Here is a 25276-nt window from a genome sequence, read left to right as displayed (position 1 = left end):
CGCCGCCGCCCCGCGCTGTTCCGCGCCCGCGCCGCGCCGCCCCGCGCTGCTCCGGTGTCACTAATGGCGGGTGTTGCGACGCGAGACTGTGCGGAAGCGACACCGGAACGGCTCGGTCGCCCGCGCATCCGCTCAATGCACGGATGCCCCGACCCATCGGGGCCGGGGCATCGTGCGTACGGGTGGGTCAGGCTGCGAGCGACTGACCGGCCGAGCCGAGCTGCTGCGTCGCCTCGACGACGCGGGCGGCCATCGCCGACTCGGCGACCTTGCCCCAGGCGCGCGGGTCGTAGGCCTTCTTGTTGCCCACCTCGCCGTCGATCTTCAGGACGCCGTCGTAGTTCTGGAACATGAAGCCGGCGACCGAACGCGTGAACGCGTACTGCGTGTCGGTGTCGATGTTCATCTTCACCACGCCGTTGGCGACCGCGAGGGCGATCTCCTCGGGGGTCGAACCGCTGCCGCCGTGGAAGACGAGGTCCAGCGGCTTCGGGCCGGTGCCGAAGCGGGCGGCGATGCCCTCCTGGATCTCGCCGAGCAGTTCGGGCTTGAGCTTCACGTTGCCGGGCTTGTACACGCCGTGCACGTTGCCGAAGGTGAGCGCGGCGATCCAGCGGCCGGCTTCACCGAGACCGAGGGCCTCGACGACCTGGGCGACGTCACCGGTGGTGGTGTAGAGGGCGTCGTTGGTGCCCTCGTGCTTGACGCCGTCCTCTTCGCCGCCGACGACGCCGATCTCGACCTCGAGGATCGCGTTGATGTTCTTCATGCGCGGCAGCAGCTGCTGGGCGATCTCGATGTTCTCCGCCAGCGGCACGGCCGAGCCGTCCCACATGTGCGACTGGAAGATCGGGTTGCGGCCGGCCTTGACCTCTTCTTCGGATGCGGCGATGAGCGGCAGCAGGAAGTCGTCGAGCGCGGGCTTGGGGCAGTGGTCGGTGTGCAGCGCCACCGTGATGGGGTAGTTCTTCGCCACCTCGGTGACGAACTTCGCCATGGCGATCGCGCCGGTGGCGCGGCCCTTGACGGTGTGGCCGGCGAAGTAGTCGGCGCCACCGGTGGTCACCTGGATGATGCCGTCGGAGCCGGCTTCGGTCAGGCCCTGCAGCACGGCGTTGATCGACTGCGAGCTGGCGGCGTTGATGGCCGGGTACGCGAAGCCGCCGGACTTCGCGCGGTCCAGCATCTCGGCGTACTGGTCGGGGGTTGCGACGGGCATGTCAGCTCCTAAAAGTCGGCGGGCGTTCACGTTCACTCTAGCGAAGGGGGTTCCGCCGGGTCCCGGGGAGAGCCGTGCGAATTCGCCACGCCGATGCATATACCCCTGGTGAAAGAACTGCGATTCCTTCGCTTGCCGCGGTCCCGCTTTCCCCTGTGCGAGGACGGCGCCGGACGTAGGCTGACCTGCATGGTGAGTCTGACCGCGGATATGAGCCCCTTGCACCCCGACCGCAACCTGGCGCTGGAGTTGGTGCGTGCGACCGAGGCGGCCGCGATCCGCTCCGTGCCCTTCATCGGTCGAGGCCAGAAGGAACTGGCCGACGGCGCCGCCGTCGATGCGATGCGCGCGTTCCTCACCACCGTCAACTTCGACGGCGTGATCGTCATCGGCGAAGGGGAGAAAGACAACGCCCCCATGCTCTTCAACGGTGAGCACGTCGGCACCGGCCGCGGCCCGCAGTGCGATGTCGCCGTGGACCCCATCGACGGCACGTCGTTGACGGCCGCCGGTCGCAACAACGCGCTGTCGGTGCTGGCCGTCTCCGACCACGGCACCATGCTCGACGCGTCGAGCGTGTTCTACATGGACAAGCTGGTCACCGGTCCCGCCGGCGTCGGCGTCGTCGACATCCGCCTGCCGATCGGTGAGAACATCCGGCTGCTCGCGAAGGCGCTCGGCAAGCCCGTCGACGAGATGGTCGTGTCGGTGCTTCACCGTCCCCGTCATGACGACCTGATCGATCAGATCCGCGCGGCCGGCGCCGGGACGCGGCTGATGAGCGACGGCGACGTCGCCGGCGGCATCAACGCCGCCCGCCACAACGCCCGCACCGATATGTGCGTCGGCATCGGCGGCAGTCCGGAGGGCATCGTCACCGCATGCGCCATCAAGGCCCTCGGCGGTCACATCCAGGGGCGGCTGTGGCCGCGCGACGACGATGAGAAGCAGAAGGGCCTGGATGCCGGGCTCAAGGTCGACGGCGAGGTGTACGAAGCCGATGATCTGGTGCGCGGCAAGAACACGATCTTCGTCGCGACCGGGGTCACCAACGGCGAGCTCGTCGCGGGCGTGCGCCGCGAGGGCGGCTTCGTCTACAGCGAGTCGGTCGTCATCCGCGGCGCGTCCGGCACGTTGCGTCGCATCAACTCGGAGCACCTGACCTCGAAGTGGCTCTGATCGGGGGTCTTGGGGCGCGGACGCGCCTGTGATCGCTCTGTGACCCATCTCCCAGCATCCGCTCTGGCAGAATGGGTCTCGGTGTCGAAGACGATGCGCACCATCGTTCCGAGTCCCGAGGGGGATCCCCGTATGAGCACTCAGGCACACGGCCGTCCGGCCACACAGCCGGTCGTCGTATCGACTGATCCGGCGCGACGCCCCGATGTCCTGTTCCGCCGTCGCACGCCCGATGGCCATCAGGTCAGCGCGTGGTGGATGATCGGCGCGTTCCTCGGCGTCTCCGTCGGCATCATCGGCCTGATGACGCTGGTGCCTGGCGGGTACTGACCCGAGCGGGGCTGTCTTGTGGCGGCCGCGTTGCGCCCCTGACCGCGTCCGCGCTGTCCGTCGGCGAGTCGGTCAGGCGTCGCCGTCCGTCGCGACGCGCTCTCGCACCGCACCCAGGTCGGCGGTGAGCGTTGCGTCGTCGGCGACGAACTCGGCCGCGGTGAGGCGCCGCGGTGCACTCGTGATCGCCGCGGGGGCCGCGACCGAGTCGAGTTTGGTCTCGTCGACGCCGGGGAAGCGGCGGGCGGTGACCAGCACCCGGCTCTCGAGCGACCCGACGAGCTTGTTGTAGGTGTCGACGGTGCGCTCGATCGCGCGGCGCAAATCGTCGGTGTGGCCGGTGAGCGACCCGAGGCGCTCGTAGAGCTGCGTGCCGAGGGCAAGCAGCTCTCGCGCCTCCTGGGACACATCCTGCTGGGTCCAGGTGTAGGCGACGGTCTTCAGCACCGCCCAGAGGTTCACCGGCGATGCCATGGCCACGCGCTTGCCGAACGCATGGTCGAGCAGCGACGGGTCCTGCGCGAGCGCGGCGGACAGCAGCGACTCGCTGGGCACGAAGCAGATGACGAATTCGGGACTGGCGTCCAGTCCTGCCCAGTACGCCTTCTTGGCGAGCGCATCGACGTGCGCGCGCACCGCCTTGACGTGCCGGTCCAGCAGCGCGCTGCGGCGCGCGCCCTCCTCGCCCTGCGCCGTCTCGGGGATGGCGCTGGCTTCGAGGTACGCGTCCAGCGGCACCTTCGCGTCCAGCGCCAGCGCCTTGCCACCAGGAAGGCGGATGATCATGTCGGGGCGGCCCGCCCCGGCATCCGAGGAGATCGACGCCTGCAGGTCGAAGTCGACGTAGCGCGTCAGACCGGCCGACTCCACGATGCGCCGCAGCTGGGTCTCGCCCCACACCCCGCGCGTGGCGTTGGAGCGCAGCGCCCCGGCGAGGGACTCCGTGGTGGAGCGCAGCGCCTCGTCGGACTCCTGCGCGCGGCGGAGCTGTTCGGCGAGCGACCCGTACTGCAGCTGGCGGTCGCGCTCGAGCTCCTCCACCTTCTGCTGCATCGAGGACAGCGACTCCTGCACGGGCGCGAGGGCGCGCAGCACCGACTGCTCCCGTCGCTCCCGCTCGTCGCGCATGGCCTGCTCCGTGCGCGCCTGCAAGCTCAGCTCCCGCTGCAGCGAACGCTGCTGCTCGAGCTGGGCGGAGAGGGTGTCGCGGGCCGTCTCGGCCGTGGCGGCGCGCTCGACGAGGGCGGCACGCTCACGCGCTGCGCGTTCGCCGGCCCGGGCGGAACCTGCGAACCAGCCGGCCAGCGCGCCCACGACGAGGGCGACGAGCAGGAGGAGGGGGGTTGCGGCATCCATGGTCACAGGGTGTCACCTGCCACCGACATCGGCGGCGCGACGCTCAGGCGACGACGGCGACGGGCACCGCGGGCATGTCCACCGCGGCGAACGCGGGGACGGGCTCGGGCACCGGGATCTGCCCGACCCGCAGCCCCAGTGCGGCGGCGAGGTCGGTGATGTCGGTGACGCCAGCACGAGCGGCGGCGTCGATCATGATGTGCGCGCACGCGAGGGCGTCGGCGGTGGCATCGTGGTGGGGGAAGTCGAGGAAGCCCACGGCGGTGGCCACCGACGGCAGTCGGTAGGAGTCGAGCTCGTAGGTCTTGCGCGCGACCTGCAGGCTGCAGACGTATCGGTACGGCGGGCAGACGTCGGCGGTGACCTCGCACGCCCGGCGCAGCACCGTCATGTCGAACCCGGCGTTGTGTGCCACCAGCACGTCGTCGCCGACGAATGCGGCGATGTCGGCGAGCTGGGCCGACCAGGTCTTGGCGCCGACGACGTCTTCGGCGCAGATGCCGTGGATGCCGGTGTTGAGGCTGAAGAAGCGGTCATGACCGGCGGGCGGCTGGATGAGCCAGCCTGCCGTGGCGACGACCTCGCCGCCGCGCACCCGGGTGAGGCCGACGGCGCAGGCTGAGGCGCTGGAGGAATTCGCCGTCTCGAAGTCGATCGCGGTGAAATCCAAAGGCACGTGTCCACCCTCACCCGGAGGTCGGCCGGGGCGGGGGAGGGCGCGCCGCGCTCGCGCCGATTCGGAGGCGCCGGGCCGGCTCCTTGCCTCCGCTGGAGCTGCCGCCCGTCGGAATTCAGGCTGGCAGGCCGGAAACGTGCGGTGCGATCCCCGCAACCTCCGGCCAGCCTGAATTCCGACGGTCGGTGACCGGCGTCGCCCCCGCGTAGACTCGATGCCTGTGGCTCTTACCATCGGAATCGTCGGCCTGCCCAATGTCGGCAAGTCCACCCTCTTCAACGCACTGACCAAGAACCAGGTGCTCGCGGCGAACTACCCGTTCGCGACGATCGAGCCCAACATCGGGGTCGTGAACCTGCCCGACCCGCGGCTGGAGAAGCTCGCGGAGATCTTCCACTCCGAGCGGATCCTGCCCGCCGCGGTGTCGTTCGTCGACATCGCCGGCATCGTGCGCGGCGCGAGCGAGGGGGAGGGGCTGGGCAACCAGTTCCTCGCGAACATCCGCGAGGCCGACGCGATCGCGCAGGTCGTGCGCGGCTTCGCCGACGACGACGTCGTGCACGTCGAGGGAGCGGTGAACCCGCAGAACGACCTGGAGACGATCAACGCCGAGCTGGCGCTGGCCGACCTGCAGACCCTCGAGAAGGCGATCACGCGCTACGAGAAGGAAGTGCGGGGCAAGAAGGCCGACCCGATCGTCCTCGAGACGGCACTGGCCGCGAAGGACGCCCTCGAGCGCGGCACGCTGCTCTCGGCATCCAAGATCGACCTCGAGCCCATCAGGGAGCTGGGGCTCCTCACCGCCAAGCCCTTCATCTACGTGTTCAACGTCGATGAGGCCGTGCTGACGGATGCCGCGCGCGAGGCCGAGCTCGAAGCGCTCGTGGCGCCCGCCAAGGCCGTGTTCCTCGACGCGAAGATCGAGTCCGAGCTCATCGATCTCGACCCCGAGGATGCCGCCGAACTGCTGGCATCCACCGGCCAGGACGAGTCGGGCCTGGACCAGCTCGCCCGCATCGGCTTCGACACGCTGGGCCTGCAGACCTACCTGACTGCTGGTCCCAAGGAAGCGCGCGCCTGGACGATCGGCAAGGGCTGGAAGGCACCGCAGGCCGCCGGCGTCATCCACACCGACTTCGAGAAGGGCTTCATCAAGGCCGAAGTCATCTCGTTCGACGACCTGGTCGCCACCGGCTCCGTCGCCGAGGCCCGCGCGAAGGGCAAGGCGCGCCTGGAGGGCAAGGACTACGTCATGCAGGACGGCGACGTCGTGGAGTTCCGCTTCAACGTCTGAGTGCGGTCCATCTGCCGCGTGATTCCGCGGAGTGTCAGGCTTTGGGTTCGGTTTAGTCCACCGTGTACTTCGCTTCACGTCGTGGAACCACCTGCACAGGAGTCCGTGTCGCGCTGCCCGGTGTCTTCGACCACGGTCAGGAACGAGTGAATTCCGACATGTCTGAGAAGGCCGCCGTTCGCCGAGCGCTCGTACGCGTTGAATTGCGCCCGCATCACTCGAGCGAACGCTTCTGCTCTTCGCATAGGGGAGCTCGACCGTTCAACCTCGAGGGCGGGCTATGCGGGCACTGATCCTCGACGCCCATGGCGAGGCGGATCTCAGCGTGAGAGTGCACGTTGGAGGACCCCCAAACGAACACGCTCAGAGCTCGTCCTAATGGAAAGTCCTTGACGACTCGCAGGCAGGCGACTACTTCGAAATGCCCAGGCACCTATATGTTTGCTCGGTGGATGAGCCCATAATCAACGTCGAAGGCCTGACCCTGCGCTACGGGCGGCGGACGATCATTTCAGACCTCCACCTTCAGATCGGGGTAGGAATCACCGCGCTCCTGGGTCCGAACGGCGCGGGGAAGAGCACGCTGTTGAATGCGCTCTCCCAGCCGCGGCGGATTGCCTCGGGCGAAATCTCACTGGCGGGGATCCCGCTGGAATCCTCGCGCGATTCCCAGCGGCGGTTCCAATCGCGGGTCGGATTCATGCCGCAGCACTGGCAACACTTTCCTTCATTCACGGCTAAGGAGAGCGTCGAGTATGTCGGGTGGCTCAAGCTCGTGCCGCGATCCGACCTGCAGAGCCACGCTACTAGATCGCTAGATCGAGTGGGCTTGCTCGATAAGCGCGATGAACTAGTTGCCCGCCTTTCGGGAGGCACGCGTCAGCGAGTTGGTTTAGCTGAGGCTCTCGTCAATGATCCGGAACTTATCCTGCTCGATGAGCCAACAGTAGGCCTGGATCCCGCTCAGCGCGCCGCCTTCCGTGCTGCACTGCAATCCATGAAGTCAGAGAAGGCGGTTCTGCTGAGCACCCACCTCACCGATGACGTCGCTGCCATCGCCGATCGTGTGCTGGTGATGGCAGCGGGCAGCATCTGGTTTGATGGTTCGCCCGCTGAACTTGCTGGTCTTTCGAGCGAGCGAGGAGATTTCAGCGTCCGGCTGGAACGCGGCTACCTCAATGTGCTCGAAGGCGAAGCAGCGAGCCTCACATGAGAACCGTCATGAGCTGGATACGGCGCCATGCCTTCCCCCTGGTGATCGGACTCGCCCTCGCGGGATTGTTTGTCTACTTCGCGTTCCTTCCTCGTCGGGTGGGGCTGAATCTGTGGGCAGATTTCGTAAGCGGCCTCTCGCAGGCGACTGTGCTTGTCGGGCCGATCGCTGCCGGCGCGTGTGCGGTTGTCGCGAGTCGTTGGACGGCACCGCTGTCGGCGCGGCTGGCGACAGCCGCGCGCACACCGAGTCTTCCTATCGCCCGCCACGTTGTGGGAACAGTGCTTCCTGTTGCGGCGTCGTATCCGTTGGCCTTGCTCTGTTTGACGGTCTACGGAGCTATCACCGGAACATACGGCGCACCGTCGCCTGCGTGGTTGGCTGCGATCGGCGCGGCCACAATCATCGCGTGCGCGGTGGGCTACTTCGCAGGGTTGTTCATCGGCCCCCGTTGGTTCGCGGCTCCCGCGGCCGCGGTCGGCTACTTCGCGCTGTACGTACTGTTCCAAAGCGCTCCCTGGCCGTACGGAATCCGCACGCTTTTTCCCGCGATCACCAACCGAGACACCGAGTTCGCCCGCTATATCACGGCCACTACATGGGGACAGGTCGTACTCTTCCTGAGCATCTCGCTCATACTCTTCCTGCTGGTTCGTCCTCGAGCGGTTCAGCGTGAACGATGGTTGTTCATGGCAGCGGCGCCGACCTTGTTGGTAGCCATAGTCGCAGCGGGCGTCATCATCAGCACCAACGGCCAATACATCACGGGTCACAACTCCCGGGACTTCGTTTGTGAGGGGACAGCCCCTGTCGTTTGTGTCAACAGAGGGTACGCGGCATCCCTCGAGGGTCTCCTCCCACGCTTTGAAGTGCTACGGGTGAAGACCGCCGGCGTGGCCCTTGAGCCGACGCTTCTTGAACAGAATGTCGAGGGCGTCGGCGACGAGCCGTCTCAAGACGCCCGGAGCATCTACATCGAAGGGATCGATTCGGCGGGGCTCGATCAGACAGTTTCGCGTTACGTGGCGAAGTACGGCGGATTCTCGACCTGTTCCCCCGACACCCCGTATGACACGATCGTCGCGACAGCCATCGTCGACACCTGGCTTTCAGGTTTCGACCAGTACGGCCTCGGAGAGCTCGACGGTAGTGCGGTCGGCGCAGCCGAGTGGGCCCGCATGAAATCCACAGATCCAGCCACAGGGAATACCTGGCTTCGCGAGCATGAGAAGAGCTACGCCGACTGCTCTCTGGTACTAACGGATCTGCCGTGACGGGCGTAAGACTGTTCATCCGTACGCGCCGTTGGCGCCTGAACGCGGTCGTTTTCTTTGTGACGGCTGTACTGGTAGTTGTCTGCGGCCCTCTCGCTATCGGCCTCACCCCCAATGGCGGCGGACTGACCCGCGTCGCGATGATGCTCCCTCTGATTCCGGCCACTTTGGTAGCCGCCTCGCTGCAGTCTCCGCTTTCATTGCAGGAAGCAACCGCAGCGCGCGATCTCGGACAGTGGCGACTCCTTCATGTTGTAGCTCTCAGCGCGGGGCTACTAGCGGCGCTCGTGATCAGCGGTGCATTTCTTCCCGCAGCTGGAGCCGAAACTCACGATCAAGGGCTCCTGTCCCTTTGCCGAAACGCGGTAGCGCTAGTCGGGGCCGCCCTGATCGGATACCGGGTGCTTGGAATCCGCCTGGGCTGGTTACTGGCGATCACCTGGGTCATCTTGCCGCCCCAAATAGTTCCTCGACCCGAAAACGATCCTGTGGGGCTGGTCACTCTCATCACCCAGCCGGATTCTTCTGCCGGCGGCTTCACATGGGCGGTACTGACATGGTCAGTCGGGCTGCTATGCGCCTCCACGATGAGTCGGCGACGGTAGCGCACATACGACAATGCCGCCTGCTCCGCGTCAGCGGCAACAGGCGGCATCGCGCAAAAAGTTAGCAGTGCGTGAGCGTCACCTGGCTGCTTGTCCGGATGACATCGCCACCATTGGCTGCGCTCCGGTAGTAGCCAGATTCGTTGTAGTACTGCGTCGTACCTCCACCATCGCAAGTGGTACCCGTTGCGCTGTAATTGGGCCGATTGGCGGGCGAGCTATACACAGTCGCAACTCGCACGTCAGGCAGGCCGTCATAGTTATGGACAAGACGGGCAACGAAGTTGTTTATGTTGGTCGCGTTGCAATAGCCCGACCCTGTCCACTTCACGTAGGCACCGCTCGCATACGGCGTGCCGCTCGAGATGGAGCATCCCGAAGGCATAGTGCCGACGTCTTCAGCATGAGCGGCTTGCGCTGAAAGCATTCCGCCACCGAACAGGATAATGAACGCGAGGACGCTTGCCTGGAGTTTTCTCTTCATACCCAGACCATAGGGTGAGTCCACGGCCGAAAACAATGGATTTTTTCCCTCTTCCGGCGCCCCGATCGGACTGCCACAAAATTGCGTTCACCCGATGGCCGCGCTCGGCTTCCTGATGGGTGTCCGCTCGAACATCCTCATAACCGAGCCGGACACGTTCGACTGGCTGGTCGACCTGATCGGCAAGCTCGGTGAGGAAGAGGACGCCTACCACGCGACCTGCTTGCTGCTCGTCGATTACGGCACCGAATTTGCCGTCGACGAAGAGGAGGACGTCGAGCCCGCCGAAGAGATGATCGAGGCGGCAGGTGTCGACGAGGCCGCGGAGAAGACGTCGTGATCGTTCCAACCGCGGAAGTCGACCAGCTTCTCACCGACCTTCCGGTCGTACGGGTAATAAAAGGCGACACCGTCGATGCGCGACTCCACTCGGGCGTGTTTCTCGCTGCTCTGGTGAACCGTGCGCTCGATGGCACCCCGATTACGCTGCATCGCGCGGCGCGTGAACGGCGTCGGACTGCGAACGTCGTCTAATCATCATTCGTGGAGCGCAGGCCGAACGCAGGGGGACCGGCTTGCGGACGCACGGAGGTGCCATGCGGGGAGTATCAGATAGCTTGATCATCAGGCCAGCTGGAGCAAAGGAGCCAAGTGCCGTATCCCCTTGAGAACATGCTCGTGGTCGGTGTCGCCTCAAGCGCACTATTCGATTTGTCCGACGCCGACCAAGTGTTTCGTGAGCACGGCGAAGCGCGATACCGGGAGCACCAGCAAAAGCACATCGCGAATGCGCTTCAGCCAGGGGTCGCGTTCCCCTTCATTAAGCGTCTCCTCTCGCTGAACGACCTCTCGGACGACGAACCGCTGGTTGAAGTCATCGTTCTTTCGCGAAACGACCCCGAGACCGGTCTTCGCGTCATGCGATCGGTCGCGCACCACGAGTTACCGATCTCGCGCGCAGTATTCATGCAGGGCCGGTCACCCTACGAATACATGGGTGCGCTGAATATGTCCCTGTTCCTGTCACAGAACGAGCGAGACGTTCGCATCGCCCTTGACATGGGATTCGCCGCTGGCCAGGTTCTTGGTTCTCCAGCAGCCGATCCAAGTGGCACAGACCTGAGAATCGCATTCGACTTCGACGGCGTTCTCGCAGATGACTCATCAGAGAAAGTCATGCAGGCCGAGGGTCTCCCGGCATTCCACGCCCACGAGATACAGCACCTCGAAGAGCCGCTACCTGAAGGCAGGCTCTCCGACTTCCTTCGAGGGATCAACCGAATCCAAGACATCGAAGAAGCGCGCGTCGTCGCGGACTCCAACTACAACCGACGCGTCCACGTTGCTATCGTCACGGCTCGCAACGCTCCGTCCCACGAGCGCGTCGTCAAGACTCTTCAATCTTGGGGAGTCCGGGTGAACGACGCGTTCTTCCTCGGCGGCATTGAGAAGGCGAGGGTGCTTCGGGTGTTGAAGCCTCACATCTTCTTCGATGACCAGTTGAAGCATCTGGAGGGGGCCGCGGACGAGATCCCAAGCGTCCACGTTCCGTTCGGGGTGGTCAACGAGCCCAAAGAGCTTCCGGAGTCGCGACGCGCGCCGATGCCTCCAGCCAGCGTTCTGTTCGTGGCCGACACCGCCAATGCTTAACGGTTCCGCGATGCCGCAGTCATCAACAGTGCTGGAAGCGGACCAGGTCGACGGCGCGTGCCGGGCGTCCGCCGTCTACGACCGTGCGGATCTGCACGTGCACCTGAACGGGGCGATGCCGCTGGCGGCGATCCAAGAGGTTCTGGTCGACGAAGCGACGGCGTTGCCGGAGGGGTTCCGTGTTGAGCGTGACCTGATTCGGCGGAAACCAGCGCCATCACTAAGCGCATACCTGAAGCCATGGCAGGTGCTGCGCCTTCTCCCCAGGCGACGGGACAATCTTGATCGGCTCACAAGTGCTACCTTCGCCGAGTTCGCCCAGAACGGCGTCCGTCTCGTCGAGCTTCGTAGCAGCGTCCTCTACCTCACGAGCCTGCAGAAGTGCACCCCTGCCGAGGCAATGCATGCATTGATCGAGTCGACCGGAGAAGCGGCGCGGCGCCACGAGATCAAGCGCGGACTCGTTCTCACAGTCACCCGCGGCCCCGATTCATGTCGCGACCTGTCGACGTTGCTCGAGGCATACCGCGATCTTGGCCAGCCGACCGACATCGTAGGAATCGATCTGGCGGGCGACGAGGAGACCAGCTACCCGGCGGACCTGCCGACATTATTTCGTGAGGCGAAGGATCAATTCGGACTAGGCGTGACCATACATGCCGGTGAAACCGGCCGTGCGGAGAACATTCGTGCGGCGGTAGAGCAGTTCGGTGCGGACCGCATCGGTCATGGATCCGCTGCCGGCAAGGACTCGCAGTTGATGGACTTCCTGGCGAGCAAGGACGTTTGCGTGGAGGTATGCCCCATCAGCAATCGGCTCACTGGAGCGCTGCATGCCGATGATCCGCACCCGCTCATTGAGTTCCAGGGACGCGGAACTCCGTTTGTGATCTGTTCCGACAACCCCGGACTACATCATCGCGGACTCGCCGACGACCACGCCGAGGCTGCGGCCGAAGGTCTGGCTCCTTCTGCACTGGACCGACAGTATGAGTTGGCCAAGCGATACTCTTTCATGAAGGGTCTCGAGTGAAGATACGATTCCTGTCCGCGAACCGGCACAAGATCGACGAGGTGCAACGGATTCTGACTCCGGGCGGCGTCCAGGTCGTCCCTGTCTCCAGGAAGATAGAGGAGTTGCAGACCGAGGACGTCGACCGCTTGGTGCGGGACAAGTTGGCCAAAGCGTTCGCGATGATCGGTCGTCCACTATTCGTTGAACACACCGGGCTATATCTGTCAGGGCTCAACGGGCTCCCAGCGGGCTTGACTCAGATCTTCTGGGACAGGCTGGGAGCTGAGCGCTTCGCGGCGCTGGTTGGGGGGCTCGATGATCGATCGGTGACGGCCAAGACCGTCATCGGGTACTGCGACGGGAGGGAGATTCGCACCTTCGAGGGAGCGATCGAGGGAACGGTGCCGATGGTCCCAGCCGGTCCGCGGGACTTCCAATGGGATTGCGTCTTTATCCCCGCTGGTCACGACAAGACCTTCGCGGAGCTCGGAGCGGTGAAAGACGAGATCTCAATGCGTCGACTAGCGCTGGATAGGTTTGCCTCGCACCTTTACGACGAGGGGAGGACTCGCCATGGATGAGGAGCTCTCCAACGCCTATCGCAGCGGCAAACTGATGCTGTTTGTCGGGGCGGGAGTATCCGCCAATCTCGGGCTCCCCACTTGGAGGGACCTCATCAACCGCATCGCGTCGGAACTGGGCTACGACCCGACAATCTTCGCTACTTACGGTGACCCGCTCGCGCTTGCTGAGTACTACATCAAGAAGACAGGCAGCATCGGACCACTCCGCAGTTGGATGGACCGAGAGTGGCATAGGTCAGGTATCGAGGTTTCCCAGTCCGACATCCATCGACTCATCGCTCTGGGCAACTTCTACCGGATCTACACCACGAACTACGACCGGTGGCTGGAGGCTGCACACGACGAATCTGGTGTTCAGTACGACAAGGTCGCGAAGGTATCAGACCTTGTGGCCACTTCGGAATCGCACCGACAGATCATCAAGCTCCATGGAGATTTCGACGACGACAAGTCGATCGTCCTCAGCGAGACGAGCTTCTTCGATCGGCTGAGCTTCGAGTCGCCGCTCGACATCAAGCTGAGGAATGATGTCCTCGGCAACGCAGTGCTCTTCATCGGTTACAGTCTCAGCGACATAAACATGCGCCTTCTCTTCTATCGCCTCGCCAAGACGTGGGATGACTCGGTTCTGCCAGCTACGCGGCCAAAATCCTATGTCTTCACCCACCGGCCGAACCCGGTCGCGCAGGAGGTTCTCGGAAGCTGGGGCATTGAGCTGATCGTCTCCGACGAAGACGATCCGAAGGCGGCGCTCACCGGGTTCCTCGGGGACCTGACGAGTTAGCACCAAACTCAAGCCGCCCATCAGAATCCGGCCCCGCCGCCCGCGCCGGGACCTTGAGCGGGCAATGCCTGATTAGGGATGCTCTGCAGTCACCGGGGTCCAGCTCCGATTCAACTGCTGACCGCCACGGTTAACCCGTGGAGGGTGGCTCGGCAACCATTCACAACTTCATGAGACCTCATCCGCCGCGGATGGGATCGCCGACCCATCTGTATTCATTGCGTTCTGCAAGCGCCGGTGTCGTTGTCGGGCGAAGTCTTGGGCGCGCGGACCTGATCCGAGGGCCCGGGACGAGACCGCGAGCACGATCCGCGTCGCGGTGACCACCGGGAGAAGTGTGCGCCGGAGACCGAGGAGCTTGCGGTACCGCCGGGGGAGGCTCGCGACAGCGGCGGCGAAGAGCACACGATAGGCGAGTCGCATCGATCCGGTGAAGCGGACGTCGCGCAGGAATCGAACGACCTCGGCGACGCGCGCGTCAGAGACCAGCTCACCGCGGTCGAGGTACGCATCCATCCGCGACCGCAGAGCGGCCTCGCTCTCGGGCGGATCGGCGACGTGCATCAGTCGACCGGCCTGCGCCCATTCGCGCACGTACGCGTCGGCACCGCCGGGGATCGGGCCGCCCCAGCGCTGGTGGGCGCCGAGGAATGCCTCGGTGAAGGCGAGATGGACCCATTCCACAAGCGTCGCGTCTGAGGCCGAGTACGAGCGCGGACCGGCATCCGTCGAGTAGGTCCCCGAGACCCTCTGATGAAGACGACCCACGCGTGCCGTTTCGGCGTGTGCCTGCTCGGTTGAGCCGTAGGTCACGCAGATGATCCAGCGCACCGTGCCCGTGAGGCGTCCGATGGGATCCTCCCGATAGCGCGAGAAGTCATGGACGCCTGCCATCGCTCCCGGGTGCAGCGCCTGGATGAGGAGCGCCCGGATGCCGGCGACGAACGTCGCCGTGCCGGCGTGCACCGTCCAGGCTGCGCCGCCGTCGGCGAAGTAGCCGCGGTCGTCGCCGTCAGCCAAAGCCCGCACCCAGGAGGGCGTGCCATCCGGATCGCCCGCGAGCGCCGAAAGGAGCCGCGCGCGCAAGGGAGGTCGAGTCACGGGTCAAGCGTGTCACGGTGCGGTGAGGGGTGCACCCCACCGGTGACCGTCGCCTGCTCGGGCAGTGCCCCGACCGCGCTGCGAGGTCGGGGCACCCACCGCGGTGAGGGGGATTGCGAACCAGATCTCGAACGCCGGGCGGACGCTTCTAGCGGAGATCGGGGCCGACGGCGCGTGCGTCCAGGGTGCCGGCCGCTGGTCCCTTCAGCTCGACGAAGATCGTGCGTGTCGCAGTGGTCCCGGTGTTCTCACCCGCGTGACGCTGGGCGGGAACCCACAGCGCCTGATTCGCGGCCAGTTCCACGTCGCGGTCGCCGTCGGCCGTGGTCAACCGTCGGTGGAAGTCGGTGAGGGTGATCATGACGCTGTTGGGATGCGTGTGGGGAGTGGTCTTGTCGCCGGGGGCGTCGAGGTAGCTCAACACCCGGACGTGTTCGTTCTCGAAGATCGTGCGGTAGTGCTCCGGGTTGGTCGTCACCGGGTCTTCGTCGACCATGGCCAGAGCTTACGCCTGCGCCGGAACCGACCACGAGTGCCGCCGTCGTCAGAGCGAATCAGCAAGGGCCACGATCCGAGCGGGATCGTGGCCCTTGCTGCTGCTGCTGAGACTAGACGGCCGTTGCGTCCTCGAGCTGCTGCGGCTCCTCGCGGGATCGCAGATAGCCGGCGATCGCAAAGCGGTTGATCGCCGACCGGCTCACGATGCCCACCGGGCGGCTCCCCTCGGCATCCACGACCGGGACCTTCTTGAGTCGCTCGTCCGACAGGGTGGCCACGGCGTCAGCGATCGACGCGCCTGCGCTGATGCAGATCACGTCGCGCGTAGCGATCTTCATGACGTTCAGCTCTGCCAGATCGGACATCGCGTGCTCCAGGTCCTCGTCGGCGCCGATCGCGTACGAGTAGATCGAGGTGGACGACGGGTGAGCGGCAGAGAGGTAGCGCATGACATCCCCGTCGGAGAGGAAGCCGGCCAGCGTGCCGTTGGCGTTGAGGATCGGCGCTCCGGAGATCCCGCGCTCGGTGAAGGTCTGCAGGGCATCCAGCACGGTCTGGTCAGTGGTGAGCGCGTAGACATCCGACTGCATGATGGCCGCGACGGTGTCTGCGGTGGGCTGACCGCTTTCGGACGCGCCACGCGACCGCTGTGAACGGTACGCGATCAGCCCGAGAACGAGGCCGATGAGCGAGACGACGACGGCCAGGCCGACCGCGCCGTGGAAGCCCGTGAGCAGGGAGTCGGCCTCGTTGCGTCCGGCACCCATATTGGCCGCGGCCAGCGCGCCGTAGACGCCGGCGGCCAGCGAGGTTCCCACGGAGCCGGCGATCTGGAAGCTCGTGGCGACCACGGTGACACCGTGCGCGCTGGTCTCGCGGTCGAGGCTGGACAGCGCGAACGTCTGCGCCGGCCCGATCACGAACGCCGTCGCCAGCACTGCGGGGATGTAGAGGGCGCCGAAGATCCAGATCGACCCTCCGGCGGCGACGCCGACGAGCGTGACGAACACGGCCATGACGAGGAAGCCGAGCGGGATGGACCAGCGGCCGCCGTGCCGGTCGAAGAGGCGACCGGCGACAGGGCCCATGAGCACGGTGAGGAGGATTCCCGGCGCGAGCGTGAGGGAGGCGCTCAGCGGAGGCATCTCGAGCGCGCCCTGCAGGAACAGCGGGATGACGACGTTCATCGCGAACACGAACATCAGGCCGAGCATCGTCATCAGGACGCCGAGCACGAACGGTGCGCTGGAGAACGGCCGCAGGTCGATCAGCGGATGCTCGATGCGACGCTGGCGGGTGATGAACAGCCACATGGCGAGCAGCCCGACGACGCCGGAGATGCCCGCATACAGGGCGGATCCCTCGAATGCGGCGGTCACGCCGTAAAGGACACCGACCAGGCCCACGGCGACGAGGAGGAAGGACAGGACGTCGAGGACCGGGCGGCCCAGTTCTGCGACGTTGCGCAGAACGATCGCGCCGGCGACCAGCACGACAAGGGCGAGACCGCCGAACACCCACATGAGAGTGGTCCAGGGAGCGAGCGTCAGAAGGACGCCCGACAGCACGATGGCCAGCGAGGGTCCGAGCGTGGTCATCGCCGCCATGATGCCCATGTTGAGCCCGAGCTTTTCGCGCGGCGACACGGCCAACACGATGTTTATGCCGATGGGGGTCAGCAGGCCGGTTCCGACGGCCTGCAGCAGTCGTGCGAGCAGGAGCACCTCGAACGTCGGAGCGAGCGCCCCGATCACCGATGCGATCACCATGATGGCGAGCACGGTCACGAACAGCGGCTTCGTCGAGAATCGGTGGTAGAGGACGTTCGAGACCGGCACGAACACCGCGGCCACGAGCAGGTAGCCGGTGGTGAGCCACTGTACGGTGTTCACGTCGATGCCGAAGTCCTGCATGATCGGCGTGAAGGCCACGTTCAGGAAGGTCTCATTGAACGTGGCGAGGAATGCGGCGGCGGCCGCGATGGCGATCATGCCACCCGCGCGTATCTTGACGTTCGGGCGGGCAGGGGCAGATGACGACATAAAGTCTCCTGACAGGGCGGGGAGGGTGAATCGACCGTGCCGTGTCAGGGGTGCATGCGCGCACCCCGCGTGTCGTGTCATCGATATGAAGGGGCCCAAAGGGCCGTCGTCCAGTTTATCAGCGCCACCGATGCAGCTCGGGGCGCTGACCTTCTGGTGGCAACTGGTTCGCCCACGTCGCGTGTGACGATGGGGGTATGGCTCTGCACTTTCTCACCGGCGCCGGCTCCGGCATCGGCGCCGCCCTTGCCGCGCGGCTGCATGCGCGCGGCGACGACCTCATCCTGCTTGCGCGCAGCGACACGCGTGCGCAGCAGCTGCGGCAGCGGTTCCCGTCCGCGCAGACCGTCGTGGCCGAGCTGGCCGCTCCGGGCGATCTGGCCGCCGCGCTTGCGCGACACGACCTTCCCTCCGGCCTGGATTCACTTCTCCACGTCGCGGGTGTGGTCGACCTCGGCCCGGTGTCCGAACTCACCGTCGGCGCATGGTCGTCGCAGCTCGACGTGAACCTCGTCGCGCCGGCCGAGCTGACCCGGCTGCTGCTGCCGGCGCTGCGCGCGGCGAAGGGCCAGGTGGTGTTCGTCAACTCCGGCGCGGGTCTGCGTGCGGCACCCGAGTGGGCGGCCTACGCGGCATCCAAGCACGGGCTCAAAGCGCTCGCCGACAGCCTGCGTGCCGAGGAGGCCTCCAACGGCGTGAGGGTGTCGTCGGTGTATCCCGGGCGCACCGCGACGGCGATGCAGGAGCGCGTGCACGAGCAGGAAGGACGGGATTACGACCCGGCCGCCTTCATCGACGCGGACTCGGTCGTCACGAGCATCCTCACCGTGCTCGACCTGCCGCGCGACGCGCAGATCCCCGACCTCACGATCCGACCGGGCGTCTGACGCCGTTTCACCCTGTGCCGGTTCCGCCCCCGGCAGAGTGACTGCATCGCTGCTGCTCCGTGCCGGCGAGCCGGAGAACCCTGCCCGGGTGCACGAGCGTGACAGGTGTTTTCGCGGACTCCGGCGGAGCATGCCGGACGTCCGAACCGGGTGACGCGGGCGCGGACCCGCCAGTCACGGGGATCGAGCAGGCTGGTGGCTGCGACGGCCGCTACTCGTGAAGAGAGCGCGGCGACCTCGTACGCGAGCAGCCGTGGATCACCAGGTAGCAACCGTCGTCCCCGCGGACGGCACGGTCGCATCGCGTCGCGATCAACCGTCGTGCACCCTGCTCACCTGCTTCGCCGGCACGCCGACGACTACGGCATGCGGCGGTACGTCCTTGGTGACGACGGCCCCCGCGCCCACGACTGCGCCGTCTCCGATGCTCACACCGGGCAGCACGGTCACGTTGGCCCCGAACCACACCCCTCGGCCGATGACAACGGGAGCCGGGTGCATGTCAGCCCGCCTGCTCGACGAGATGTCATGGTTCAACGTCGTGATGACGGCATTGTGTCCGATGAGGGACCCGTCGCCGATGTCGATCCCTCCCTGATCCTGGAACCGGCAGCCACTGTTGACGAACACATCCTCGCCGAAGCGGATGTTCCTGCCGAAGTCGGCGCTGACCGGCGGGAACAGGGTGAAGGATTCAGGAACCTGGTGCCCGGTCAACTCCGTCATCAATGCCCGTACCTCATCGGGGGAGTGATAGGCCCCGTTGAGCTCGGCGGTGATGCGCAACGCGTGCTGGCTGGCGGCGTGCATCGCGACGTGGTGCGGCGAACCTGCGGGGATCGTCTGTCCCGAGTTCAATGCCTGCAGAAGTGCGTCGAGTCCTTCGATCTCAGCCATGCGGCCACGGTATCCGGGGATACCGCCGCGCTGAACCCGGTTGCGCCGCGAACGCGGTGGAGCCTCGCGGGCGATCATGATGTACTCATGGCAGCAACCGGAAGCACTGTGACCCCGCGCCCGCACGTCGTCCGTCGCGGCAGAGGCACACCGGTGCTGTTCGTCCACGGCAACGGCGTGGATCACCGGATGATGCTCGCGCTGGATGCCGCGTTCGCCGGGTCCGGGCCATGGGAACGCCTCTACGTCGATCTGCCCGGATTCGGCGCGACCCCCGCGCTGGATGCCCCGGGCGGATTGCCGCAGCTTGCCGACTGGCTGGATGAGGCAGTGGGGGAGATGCTCGGCTCGGCGCCCTTCGCGGTGGTGGGCACGTCGCTCGGTGGCCTGCTCGCCCGCGATCTGGTCGCGCGCAGGCCGCACCAGTGCATCGGCATGGCGCTGCTGGCCCCGGTCGTGGACTCGGTGCGCGAGCAACGACTGGTGCCGCCGCATGCCGTGCTGGTCGAGGATGCCGCCCTCATCGCTAGTTTGAGCGGTGCCGATGCGATGGCCTATGCGGAGCTGGCCGTGGTGCAGTCACGGGAGAACTGGGAACGCTTTCGACGGTCCGTGCTCCCCGGTCTGCGTGCCGCGGATGTGCGGGCGATGGCCCGCCTGGAGAAGAACTACGCCCTGCCGTCGCTGCCCGACGACCGCCTGGCCGGCTTCGACCGGCCCATGCTGATCGTGACCGGTCGGCAGGACGCGGTGGTCGGCTATCAGGACCAATGGGCGCTCGCACAGCGGTTTCCCCGCGCGACGTATGCCCTGCTCGACGAGGCCGGTCACAACCTGGAGATCGACCAGCCCCAGCTCGTCCACGCGCACCTGGCCCGGTGGGCGCAGCAGATGACACAACAGGCGACCTCGGACCGAGCACACCAGCAGCAACGCGATCGACCCGAGCATCCCTGAGCCATGCCCTTCACCCTTGCCGGACCCGTCCACAGCGAGCTCGTCATCAAGAAGAGCCGCTTCCTCGGCTGCGTCGAGCCCGTCTCCGGCCGCGAGCAGGCCGTCGCCCGGGTGCAGGAGCTGTGGGCCGAGCATCCGGATGCGCGACATGTGTGCTGGGCGCTGATGGCCGGAGGACACTCGGCGGCGAACGACGACGGCGAACCGAGCGGCACGGCCGGTCGCCCGATGCTGGACGTGCTGCGGCATCAGGAGCTCGAAGGCGTGCTCGCGACGGTGGTGCGCTACTTCGGCGGCGTGAAGCTCGGCGCCGGCGGTCTCGTGCGCGCCTACACCGACGCCGTGGCGCAGGCGCTCCTCGGCGCGGAGCGCGTGCCGCTCCTGCGCGTGCAGACGCTGCGGGTGAGCATCCCGTACGCGTTCGAAGGGGTCGTGCGGCGCGAACTCGACGCGCTCGGCGCGGAACTGGAGGACGTGCGGCACGGGCTCGACGTGCAACTGACGCTGCAGGTGGCCGAGGACCGGGTCGCGGCGCTCGTGCCGCGCATCGATGACGCGACGCAGGGTCGTGCGGTGTGGATGCCGGACGCATGAGGCCTCGACGCTGGCGCACCCGGAGGGCTAGCGTGGAGTGGCCGGTGCCGGCGCGAACGGGGGAGACCGACATGACCAAGACGCAGATCCGCCTGCCCGTGGCAGCCAAGGTCGGGCTGGGGCTGCTCAGCGTGGTGCAGGTGGTTTTCGCCTTCCTCGCCTTCTGGGATCTCGCGTGGCGCGACAATGACGACGTGCGCGGTCCCAAGCCCGCGTGGATCCCGGTGATCCTCATCAACTGGATCGGCCCGGCAGCGTACTTCCTCGTCGGCATCCGACACAAGCGCTGACCTCGGGGCGGCGACAACCGCCCGATCCCGATAGCGTCGAACGATGACTCCCGACGAACACCGCTTCAACGCGCTGATCCTGATGTTCGCCAACCTGCAGCGGCTGATGGTCTTCCACAACTCCCTCGCCATGCGCGACGGTCGTGAGATGGACCCCGCCCTGCGTGAGGCGCTCACCTCGCGGCTCGACCTCGTGGGCCAGGTGATCGCGCGCTCCGCCGAGGCGAAGGCCGTGAGCGAGGCCGACGTGGCATCCGTCATGCCGATCGCCGAAAGCCTGCCGCAGGAGCTGCGGGACTTCTACGAGACGCCGCTTGACGACCTCGGCACGCAGGCCGCCTTCGGCGCGGCCGAGGTGTACGCCTCGATGTGGATCGACGAGGGCACCATCCAGATGGGGAAGGCGTTCGACCGTCCGCAGTGGGTGGACCGCTCGATGCAGAACAAGCCGATGTTCTTCGCCCTGCAGAACAAGGCGAACGCGGCCGTGGTCGCCTCGCGCACGGGCGAGTACTCCGACGACATGCGCGGCGACATCGCCGAGTACGTGCAGGCGGCGGTGAACAACCGCACGCAGGCGCTCGCGCAGGTCGACGGCCTGCCGATCATGCTCGACGGACGGGATGCCCGGGACACCGCCCGCGCCTGAGCGCCCCGCCCGCTACGGCGTAAGCGCCGGGAAGGTCCACGAGCCGTCGCGGATCTCCTCGCGCGGGCGGTACAGCCGCACGAGGTAGTTCCAGCCCTCGGGCACGGGGATGACGTTGGGCAGGCCGGCGGGGTGGTCGCCGAAGCGCACCGTGACGGTGCCGTCGGCGTTACGCACCCCGGTCACGCTGTTGACCGTGTAGGCGTCGCGGTCGTTGGGCTCGAAGTAGCCGCCCGCGTTGTAGACCGAGATCGACCAGAATCCGTCGACGGGGACCTCGCCGACGGTCAGCTCGTAGGTGCCGACGGGCAGGCGCGGGTCGACGCCGAGGTAGATCGCCTCACTCGAGGGCAGCCCACCCCAGCCGGCCGCGGTGCCGATGAGGTGGCGGACGGGATCGACCTCGTCCTTGCGGCCGAACATGCCCGACAGGTCGGCGAGGTTGCGGGCGAGGGCGAGGAGCGCGTCGCGGGTCTCGCCGAATGTCACGGGGTCGTAGTCGGGCATGGCGAAGGGCACGGCGGACGTGCCCGTCAGCTCGATCCGATCCTGCAGGGCCGCCACCGCGGCGAGGTCGGCCGGATCCTGCGGGTCGGCCAGCGTCCGCACCGCGACGACCACGTAGGGAGTGTCGAACTGCGCCACGGTCAGGTCGTAGGACCCGGCGTCGTGGAAGATCCGGTTGATGTAGTGGTGCTCGTTGACCACCATCGCCGACAGGTACCGCTCGCCGTGCTCGGGGAGCGTCAGCGTCGCACCGGCCGAGATGTCGACGACGGCGAAGCTGTACAGCGTGTCCCGGTTGAGGCGGATGACGGTCTGCCTGTCGGTCGCGGCGGGTTCCCGGTTGTGCAGGAACCGGTTCACCCCTCCGGCATCCCGCTGCAGATCGTGCATCATCCGGTGGGTTTCCGCCACCACGAAATTGTCGACATTGACCACGAGCGTCACGGTGACCTCCTTTCCAGGACCGTAGCGGGTGGATGCCGCGGATGCACGGTCGGGGACGAGGTGGCGGCCGTCGGGCGGTGAGGGATCAGCCGCGGAGGGCCTCGGCCAGCCACCGGGCGTAGCGGTCCCAGGGCTCGCCCGCGGTGCGCAGTGACGCGATGTGGGCGGCCAGGTCGCCGGTGAGCGTGAACCACTCGCCGCCCTCACGCAGCGCGGCGAAATCACGGTGGCGCTGCTGCTCGAGGTCCCGGCCGCCGTGCTCGAAAGCGAGCAGCTCGTCGTGCCGGATCGCCCCGAGGCGCCGCCGCGGCTGCGCGCTCGTGCCGATCTTCACCCGCTCGCCGAAGCGCAGGTAGTACACGACGTCGATGCGGGGCAGCGGCAGGTCGGCATCCGGCACATCCCCGTACCGCCAGCCGCAGCGGGCGCACCGCCACGCGCCGTTGACCCGGTCGCCCCGGGTGTCTCCGCACAGGTGACAGGGGCCGGGCAGCGTGTCGTGCGTCACGGTGAGACCCTACGCGCGGGCACCGACGTCGGGCGGCGCGGCTGCGCGGCGGCGCGGCTCTGCGGGCTCTGCGGGCGGCGCGGCTGCCCGGGCTCTCAGCCGCCGATGCCGCCGATCAGCAGTGAGACCACCATCGCGACGATCACCGAGTTGAAGGTGAAGGCGAACAGCACGTTGGTGCGCACGAGCATCCATGCCTCCCGCGTGCGGATGGTCGCCGACACCGTGGCCGCCATCGTGGAGAGCAGGATCGCGAGGGTCAGGTAGTCGCCGAACTCGGCCGGTTCGTCGAGGTCGAGCTCGATGTGGCGGCCCGCGTCGGCCCCGGCCTGCAGGCGCAGGTACTGCAGCGCGAACGAGTAGACCATGAGGCCCCACGAGCACGCGACGCACAGCAGCCCCAGCGCGACGTACATCAGGTCGCCGCGGTAGGTCGGGTTCTGCGCGATGACGACCGTGACGAACACGGCCGCGAGTGCGGCGCTGAGCGTCCAGCTCGACGCACCGCCGAAGCCGATCAGCAACGACCACCAGCGACGCTGGGCGGCGATTTCGCGCTGGGCGCGCCATTGCAGCGCCCCCGCGCTGTGGCGCGCGTAGGTGTGGTGCGTCCACGCCAGGTAGACGATGCCGAACGACGGCCACATGAACAGGTACACGTCGATCGCGAACGGCAGCGGGTCGATGCGGCCGAGCTCGCCGTCGACCGCGGCGACCGTGAAGGCGAACGCGAAGCCGAGGACTGCGGCGATGAGTGACGAGCCGTTGGCGCGGGCGGTGTCGCTGATGTATCGGGTTGCCTGCACCGCCCAAGTCTACGGAGCGTCGCTCGTGCGGGCGTGCCGGCTCCCTGCGGCATCCGGGCGACGTGGCGTCCGGGACCGTGCCGTCGGCCTCTACGCCGCCTGCTTGCGCTCCGAGCGCTTGCGGCCGTAGCGCGCCACGAAGTAGAGCACCGATCCCACCGCGACGTAGACCGCGGCGCCGATCCACACCGTCCACGACTGCTGGGCGAGCAGCACGATGCACGCGAGGATGCCGAGCACGGGGACGAAGCGGGGGACGTTGAAGTGGGAGTGGTCGACCTTGTCCTTCTTCAGCACGAGCACGCTGACGTTGGCGGAGAGGAACACCAGCAGGAGCAGCAGCACGGTGGTCTCGGCGAGCGTCGCGATGTCGCCGACGATCGTCAGGCAGATCGTGATGCCGGCGACGACGACGATCGACACCCACGGCGTGCGCCGGTTGGGCAGCACCCGAGCGAACGCGTGCGGCAGCAGGCCGGCTTCGGCCAGGCCGTAGCCGACACGACTGGCCATGACCATGAACAGCAGCGCGCCGTTGGCGATCGCGACGAGGGCGATGAGACCGAACAGCCACGAGGGGATGCCGACGCCGCTGGCGGCGACGACCTCGAGCAGCGGCCCGGTGGATTCGGCGAGCTCCGCCGGCGGCAGCACGATGACGGCGCCGATCGCGATCAGCAGGTACACGACGGCGGCCGTGAAGATCGCGCCGAACAGCGCGCGGGGGTAGGCCTTCGAAGGGTTCTTGACCTCTTCGGCCATGTTCGCGGCCGCCTCGAAGCCGAGGAACGAGAAGAACGCGATGATGGATGCCGCGAACGCGCCCTGCAGCGGCGGCACGTCGGGGGCGAACTCGAAGATACGGGAGGGATCGCCGCCGCCGCTGCCGAAGACGATCGCGCAGACGACGATGACGATGACCAGGCCCGTCACCTCGATGACCGAGGCGACGAGGTTGGCGGCGAGGGACTCCCGGACGCCGCGCAGGTTGATGAGGGTCAGCACCGCGATGAACACGATCGCCGTCGGGATGGGCGGCACATCGATGAGCGCGGTGAGGTAATCGCCGGCGAAGGCGTTGGCGAGGGCCGCGGCGGTCGTGATGCCCGAGGCCATCATCAGGAACCCGACGAGGAACGACAGGTACGGGATACCGAAGGCGCGGTCGACGTAGCGGGCGGCGCCACCGGCATGCGGGTATTTGGTGATGAGCTCGGCGTAGGTGCCCGCGGTGAGGAGCGCGACGACCAGCGCGAGCAGGAGCGGCAGCCAGATGACGCCGCCCACGTCGTTGGCCATGGTGCCGACGAGTGTGTAGATGCCCGCGCCGAGGGTGTCGCCCACGATGAACGCGAAGAGCAGCGGCGTACCCACCGCGCGCTTCAGTCCGATCGGGGCAGTCGGCGTCACCGCCGCGATTTCTCTGCTCATCG

28 protein-coding genes are annotated in these 25276 nt (G+C 66.8%); 16 read left to right on the top strand and 12 right to left on the bottom strand.

Going from position 1 to position 25276, the window contains the following annotated elements; genetic code table 11:
* Positions 1–187 precede the first annotated feature (187 nt).
* Positions 188–1219 carry a class II fructose-bisphosphate aldolase gene (gene fbaA / locus ACFVR6_RS05960; protein ID WP_386959788.1) on the bottom strand — a complete coding sequence of 344 codons (1032 nt, stop codon included), beginning with the start codon at positions 1217–1219 and terminating at the stop codon, positions 188–190.
* A 189-nt stretch (positions 1220–1408) separates the two neighbouring features.
* Between fbaA and glpX the strand changes: the two genes are divergently transcribed.
* Together glpX and ACFVR6_RS05950 are read left to right on the top strand one after the other, a co-directional pair.
* Complete coding sequence (glpX, locus tag ACFVR6_RS05955) at positions 1409–2398, top strand: class II fructose-bisphosphatase (RefSeq protein WP_386959786.1); 990 nt, start codon at positions 1409–1411, stop codon at positions 2396–2398.
* 132 nt (positions 2399–2530) lie between these two features.
* A complete protein-coding gene (locus ACFVR6_RS05950; RefSeq protein ID WP_386959783.1) occupies positions 2531–2728 on the top strand; it encodes a UDP-N-acetylmuramyl pentapeptide phosphotransferase in 198 nt (65 codons plus the stop codon).
* A gap of 72 nt (positions 2729–2800) precedes the next feature.
* Here ACFVR6_RS05950 and rmuC read toward each other — a convergent pair whose 3' ends face one another.
* Together rmuC and ACFVR6_RS05940 are read right to left on the bottom strand one after the other, a co-directional pair.
* On the bottom strand, positions 2801–4084 hold the full coding sequence (gene rmuC, locus ACFVR6_RS05945) for a DNA recombination protein RmuC (RefSeq protein ID WP_386959780.1): 1284 nt from the start codon (positions 4082–4084) through the stop codon (positions 2801–2803).
* 43 nt (positions 4085–4127) lie between these two features.
* A complete protein-coding gene (locus tag ACFVR6_RS05940) occupies positions 4128–4760 on the bottom strand; it encodes an exonuclease domain-containing protein (RefSeq protein WP_386959776.1) in 633 nt (210 codons plus the stop codon).
* Positions 4761–4980: 220 nt separating this feature from the next.
* Between ACFVR6_RS05940 and ychF the strand changes: the two genes are divergently transcribed.
* The 3 genes from ychF to ACFVR6_RS05925 all read left to right on the top strand — a co-directional run bounded on the left by ychF (position 4981) and on the right by ACFVR6_RS05925 (position 8541).
* Entirely contained in the window at positions 4981–6054 is a 1074-nt protein-coding gene (ychF, locus tag ACFVR6_RS05935) for a redox-regulated ATPase YchF (protein WP_386959773.1), read from the top strand.
* Positions 6055–6502: 448 nt separating this feature from the next.
* Positions 6503–7267 (top strand): ABC transporter ATP-binding protein, encoded by a 765-nt coding sequence (locus ACFVR6_RS05930; protein ID WP_386959770.1) that lies wholly within the window; start codon positions 6503–6505, stop codon positions 7265–7267.
* Entirely contained in the window at positions 7264–8541 is a 1278-nt protein-coding gene (locus ACFVR6_RS05925; RefSeq protein WP_386959767.1) for a hypothetical protein, read from the top strand. The genes ACFVR6_RS05930 and ACFVR6_RS05925 overlap by 4 nt, the downstream gene beginning before the upstream one ends.
* Before the next feature lie 666 nt (positions 8542–9207).
* On the opposite strand, the gene ACFVR6_RS05920 is transcribed toward ACFVR6_RS05925, so the two are convergent.
* Positions 9208–9630, bottom strand: a complete 423-nt coding sequence (locus tag ACFVR6_RS05920; protein WP_386959764.1) for a hypothetical protein — start codon at positions 9628–9630, stop codon at positions 9208–9210.
* A gap of 94 nt (positions 9631–9724) precedes the next feature.
* Here ACFVR6_RS05920 and ACFVR6_RS05915 point away from each other — a divergent pair, with 94 nt between their 5' ends.
* From ACFVR6_RS05915 to ACFVR6_RS05890, 6 genes are all read left to right on the top strand, one after another.
* Entirely contained in the window at positions 9725–9970 is a 246-nt protein-coding gene (locus ACFVR6_RS05915) for a hypothetical protein (protein ID WP_386959762.1), read from the top strand.
* Positions 9967–10164: a hypothetical protein gene (locus tag ACFVR6_RS05910; RefSeq protein ID WP_386959759.1), complete on the top strand. Its 198-nt coding sequence runs from the start codon at positions 9967–9969 to the stop codon at positions 10162–10164. The genes ACFVR6_RS05915 and ACFVR6_RS05910 overlap by 4 nt, the downstream gene beginning before the upstream one ends.
* Positions 10165–10281: 117 nt before the next feature.
* Positions 10282–11280, top strand: a complete 999-nt coding sequence (locus ACFVR6_RS05905; RefSeq protein ID WP_386959756.1) for a 5'-nucleotidase — start codon at positions 10282–10284, stop codon at positions 11278–11280.
* Between the two features lie 10 nt (positions 11281–11290).
* On the top strand, positions 11291–12313 hold the full coding sequence (locus ACFVR6_RS05900) for a hypothetical protein (protein WP_386959753.1): 1023 nt from the start codon (positions 11291–11293) through the stop codon (positions 12311–12313).
* The gene (locus ACFVR6_RS05895) at positions 12310–12876 is read left to right on the top strand and encodes a non-canonical purine NTP pyrophosphatase (RefSeq protein WP_386959750.1); all 567 of its coding nucleotides are present in this window, start codon (positions 12310–12312) and stop codon (positions 12874–12876) included. The genes ACFVR6_RS05900 and ACFVR6_RS05895 overlap by 4 nt, the downstream gene beginning before the upstream one ends.
* The gene (locus ACFVR6_RS05890; RefSeq protein WP_386959748.1) at positions 12869–13663 is read left to right on the top strand and encodes an SIR2 family NAD-dependent protein deacylase; all 795 of its coding nucleotides are present in this window, start codon (positions 12869–12871) and stop codon (positions 13661–13663) included. Before ACFVR6_RS05895 ends, ACFVR6_RS05890 begins: the two co-directional genes overlap by 8 nt.
* Positions 13664–13831: 168 nt before the next feature.
* On the opposite strand, the gene ACFVR6_RS05885 is transcribed toward ACFVR6_RS05890, so the two are convergent.
* The 3 genes from ACFVR6_RS05885 to ACFVR6_RS05875 all read right to left on the bottom strand — a co-directional run bounded on the left by ACFVR6_RS05885 (position 13832) and on the right by ACFVR6_RS05875 (position 17253).
* A complete protein-coding gene (locus ACFVR6_RS05885; RefSeq protein ID WP_386959745.1) occupies positions 13832–14764 on the bottom strand; it encodes an oxygenase MpaB family protein in 933 nt (310 codons plus the stop codon).
* Positions 14765–14912: 148 nt separating this feature from the next.
* On the bottom strand, positions 14913–15260 hold the full coding sequence (locus ACFVR6_RS05880) for a cupin domain-containing protein (RefSeq protein ID WP_386959743.1): 348 nt from the start codon (positions 15258–15260) through the stop codon (positions 14913–14915).
* Positions 15261–15372: 112 nt separating this feature from the next.
* On the bottom strand, positions 15373–17253 hold the full coding sequence (locus ACFVR6_RS05875; protein ID WP_386959741.1) for an MFS transporter: 1881 nt from the start codon (positions 17251–17253) through the stop codon (positions 15373–15375).
* Positions 17254–17501: 248 nt separating this feature from the next.
* Between ACFVR6_RS05875 and ACFVR6_RS05870 the strand changes: the two genes are divergently transcribed.
* Positions 17502–18191, top strand: a complete 690-nt coding sequence (locus tag ACFVR6_RS05870) for an SDR family oxidoreductase (protein WP_386959738.1) — start codon at positions 17502–17504, stop codon at positions 18189–18191.
* A 312-nt stretch (positions 18192–18503) separates the two neighbouring features.
* Here the strand turns inward: ACFVR6_RS05870 and ACFVR6_RS05865 are convergent, their stop codons facing one another.
* Positions 18504–19088, bottom strand: coding sequence for a DapH/DapD/GlmU-related protein (locus ACFVR6_RS05865; RefSeq protein ID WP_386959735.1), 585 nt, complete (start codon positions 19086–19088; stop codon positions 18504–18506).
* Positions 19089–19241: 153 nt separating this feature from the next.
* Here ACFVR6_RS05865 and ACFVR6_RS05860 point away from each other — a divergent pair, with 153 nt between their 5' ends.
* The 4 genes from ACFVR6_RS05860 (at position 19242) to ACFVR6_RS05845 (ending at position 21578) form a co-directional block, all read left to right on the top strand.
* Positions 19242–20045, top strand: coding sequence for an alpha/beta fold hydrolase (locus ACFVR6_RS05860; RefSeq protein ID WP_386959732.1), 804 nt, complete (start codon positions 19242–19244; stop codon positions 20043–20045).
* 3 nt (positions 20046–20048) lie between these two features.
* The gene (locus ACFVR6_RS05855; RefSeq protein ID WP_386959729.1) at positions 20049–20639 is read left to right on the top strand and encodes an IMPACT family protein; all 591 of its coding nucleotides are present in this window, start codon (positions 20049–20051) and stop codon (positions 20637–20639) included.
* A 71-nt stretch (positions 20640–20710) separates the two neighbouring features.
* Positions 20711–20929 (top strand): PLDc N-terminal domain-containing protein, encoded by a 219-nt coding sequence (locus tag ACFVR6_RS05850; RefSeq protein WP_386959726.1) that lies wholly within the window; start codon positions 20711–20713, stop codon positions 20927–20929.
* Between the two features lie 43 nt (positions 20930–20972).
* Positions 20973–21578 carry a hypothetical protein gene (locus ACFVR6_RS05845; RefSeq protein WP_386959723.1) on the top strand — a complete coding sequence of 202 codons (606 nt, stop codon included), beginning with the start codon at positions 20973–20975 and terminating at the stop codon, positions 21576–21578.
* A 12-nt stretch (positions 21579–21590) separates the two neighbouring features.
* Here the strand turns inward: ACFVR6_RS05845 and ACFVR6_RS05840 are convergent, their stop codons facing one another.
* From ACFVR6_RS05840 to ACFVR6_RS05825, 4 genes are all read right to left on the bottom strand, one after another.
* Positions 21591–22529: a DUF1214 domain-containing protein gene (locus ACFVR6_RS05840; RefSeq protein WP_386959721.1), complete on the bottom strand. Its 939-nt coding sequence runs from the start codon at positions 22527–22529 to the stop codon at positions 21591–21593.
* 85 nt (positions 22530–22614) lie between these two features.
* Complete coding sequence (locus tag ACFVR6_RS05835; RefSeq protein WP_386959718.1) at positions 22615–23037, bottom strand: GIY-YIG nuclease family protein; 423 nt, start codon at positions 23035–23037, stop codon at positions 22615–22617.
* Positions 23038–23132: 95 nt separating this feature from the next.
* Positions 23133–23843 carry a DUF1345 domain-containing protein gene (locus ACFVR6_RS05830; protein WP_386959715.1) on the bottom strand — a complete coding sequence of 237 codons (711 nt, stop codon included), beginning with the start codon at positions 23841–23843 and terminating at the stop codon, positions 23133–23135.
* A 90-nt stretch (positions 23844–23933) separates the two neighbouring features.
* The gene (locus ACFVR6_RS05825; protein WP_386959712.1) at positions 23934–25274 is read right to left on the bottom strand and encodes an APC family permease; all 1341 of its coding nucleotides are present in this window, start codon (positions 25272–25274) and stop codon (positions 23934–23936) included.
* Positions 25275–25276 lie beyond the last annotated feature (2 nt).

Origin of the sequence: Microbacterium sp. NPDC058021, from assembly GCF_042885955.1 — a bacterium.
Lineage (GTDB): Bacteria > Actinomycetota > Actinomycetes > Actinomycetales > Microbacteriaceae > Microbacterium.
Note: the sequence above shows the minus strand (reverse complement) of the source record. Positions and strands in the feature narration are given on the sequence as shown.